Source organism: Arthrobacter crystallopoietes BAB-32 (assembly GCF_000328305.2).
GTDB lineage: Bacteria > Actinomycetota > Actinomycetes > Actinomycetales > Micrococcaceae > Crystallibacter > Crystallibacter crystallopoietes_A.
Genome location: NZ_ANPE02000186.1, coordinates 1 through 2,260, shown reverse-complemented (window position 1 = coordinate 2,260; position 2,260 = coordinate 1). Strand labels below are relative to the sequence as shown.

Sequence of the window (2,260 nt, the reverse complement as noted above, 5' to 3'; positions counted from 1 at the left end):
CAACATCTTCGTCGACCGCACCCAGCGCCGGCTGGCGATCGCGGTCTGGGCGGCCGGGTTCTCCGCCGGCGCCGCCCTGGGGCCGCTGCTCGGCGGCGTGCTGCTGGAGCACTTCCACTGGGGCTCGGTCTTCCTGCTCGCCGTGCCGGTGCTCGTGCTCATGCTGGCCCTGACTCCGCTCTGCGTGCCGGAATCCCGGGATCCGTCGCCCGGCGCCGTCGACATCGCCAGCATCGTGCTGTCGATCGCGACGATGCTGCCCGTGGTCTACGCGATCAAAAACCTGGCCAACGACGGCGCCTGGCTTAGCACCGTGGCGGGCGCCGCCGTCGGAATTGCCGCCGGCTGGCTGTTCACGCGGCGGCAGCTGTCCCGCAGCAACCCCATGCTGGACGTCCGGCTGTTCGCGGTGCGGCCGTTCACCGGGGCGGTGCTGGTCAACCTGCTGGCCATCTTCTCGCTGGTGGGCTTCCTCTACTTCGTCTCGCAGCATCTGCAGCTGGTGCTCGGCCTGAGCCCGCTGCAGGCCGGACTGGTGCTGCTGCCGGGCCTGGCAGTGACGACCATTGCCGGATTGCTCGCCGTGCCGCTGGTCCGGCGGATCCAGCCGCATCTGGTGGTGTCCGTCGCGCTGCTGCTCTCCGCGACGGCCTACTGGATGGTCGCCTCCTCGGCGGACGGCTCGGCCGGCTGGCTGATGCTCGCGTTCGCAGTGCTGGGCGCCGGCGTGGGCGCGTCCGAGACGCTCTCGAACGACCTGATCCTCTCGAGCGTGCCAGCGGCGAAGGCCGGTGCCGCGTCGGCGGTTTCCGAAACCGCCTACGAGGTCGGATCGGTGTTCGGCACGGCCCTGCTGGGCAGCATTCTGGTGGCCTCCTACCGGAACAGCGTTGAACTGCCGGCCGGACTCTCCCCCGAGCAGATTGCGGCAGCCGGCGAGACCTTGGGCGGGGCCATCAACACCGCCGCGGAGCTGCCCTCGCGCACCGCGGACGCCCTGCTGGCCTCGGCTTTCCACGCTTTCGACAGCGGGGTGTCCGTCACGGCCGGAATTGCCGCCGTGCTGATGCTGGCGGCGGCCTGGCTGGCCTTCCGCACCCTGCGTCGCGGGTAGCGGACGTCGCCCGCTTCGCGATGCGGCCCCGGCTCCACCGCAGATGGAGCCGGGGCCGCTCTGCGTTCGCTGGCTTTGCCCTGCCGTGTTAGTGAAGCGTCCCACTTCCCCTTGCGTGATACCCCTTAGGGGTATAGTTTCGATAGTGAGCACCACGAAAGGAGGGCCACATGGCCGCCGAACCAACCGCCGTCGTTAGCGAAACCGGCACCGCCGCGCCTTTGGAGGCGTCCGCCGTCGACCCCCACGTGGGCCACGCCTACACCACGGACAAGGCCGCCTACCTGCGCCGGCTGAAGCGCATTGAAGGCCAGGTCCGCGGCATCGCGCGCATGGTCGACGAGGACAAGTACTGCATCGACATCCTGACCCAGGTCGCGGCGATCAATAAGGCGCTGCACGCAGTCAGCATCGGTTTGCTCGAGGACCACATCGCGCACTGCGTGGTCGACGCGGCGAAGGAATCCGAGGCCGCCGACGATCCCGCCATCGTGCAGGACAAGGTCAAGGAAGCCACGGACGCCATCGGCCGGCTGCTGCGCTGAGCCACCCCCACCATTCCCCCAAGGAGAACACCATGAGCACCATTACCAAAGTCAGCATCGACGGCATGACCTGCGGCCACTGCGTCGCGGCAGTCACCGAGGAACTGAGCGCGATCGACGGCGTGCAGGACGTCGCCGTGGAACTGAACAAGGGCGGCATTTCCACCGCCACCGTGCAGTCCGAGGGCGAGCTGGACCCGGAGCAGATCGGCGAGGCGGTGGCCGAGGCCGGCTACCTCGTGGTCGCCGAGGACGCGTAGGCAACGCGGGATTTTCGAAGGGATGATGTGACGATGGCCCACGGCACCGGGGTCTCCGACGCTGCCGAGGCGGCGCCCACCCGTTTGGTCGAGCTGGAGATCGAGGGGATGACCTGCGCGTCCTGCGTGAACCGCGTGGAGCGCAAGCTCGGCAAGATCGACGGCGTCCAGGCGAGCGTGAACCTGCCGCTGGAATCGGCCCAGGTGACCGTGCCCGAGGGCGTGACGGACCAACAGCTGGTCGACACGGTCAACGCGACCGGCTACCGGGCGCGGGTCAAGGCGGGTCCGGGGGCGCAGCCGGCCGCGCCGGGCCACCAGGGCCATAACGACGCCGGTCC

4 protein-coding genes are annotated in these 2,260 nt (G+C 69.4%); all 4 read left to right on the top strand.

Annotated elements, in window-relative coordinates; genetic code table 11:
• On the top strand, nucleotides 1–1,114 hold a 1,114-nt coding region (locus D477_RS15000), incomplete at its 5' end, for an MFS transporter (protein ID WP_005271085.1).
• 170 nt (nucleotides 1,115–1,284) lie between these two features.
• Nucleotides 1,285–1,659, top strand: coding sequence for a metal-sensitive transcriptional regulator (locus D477_RS14995; protein ID WP_005271083.1), 375 nt, complete (start codon nucleotides 1,285–1,287; stop codon nucleotides 1,657–1,659).
• Nucleotides 1,660–1,691: 32 nt separating this feature from the next.
• On the top strand, nucleotides 1,692–1,919 hold the full coding sequence (locus tag D477_RS14990) for a heavy-metal-associated domain-containing protein (protein ID WP_005271080.1): 228 nt from the start codon (nucleotides 1,692–1,694) through the stop codon (nucleotides 1,917–1,919).
• 33 nt (nucleotides 1,920–1,952) lie between these two features.
• The coding region (locus D477_RS14985; RefSeq protein ID WP_005271077.1) for a heavy-metal-associated domain-containing protein at nucleotides 1,953–2,260 on the top strand (308 nt) is incomplete at its 3' end.

Excerpts from the sequence above, each read along its gene's own strand:
- D477_RS14995 (WP_005271083.1), top strand. The coding sequence starts at position 1,285 with ATGGCCGCCGAACCAACCGCCGTCGTTAGCGAAACCGGCACCGCCGCG.
- D477_RS14990 (WP_005271080.1), top strand. The coding sequence starts at position 1,692 with ATGAGCACCATTACCAAAGTCAGCATCGACGGCATGACCTGCGGCCAC.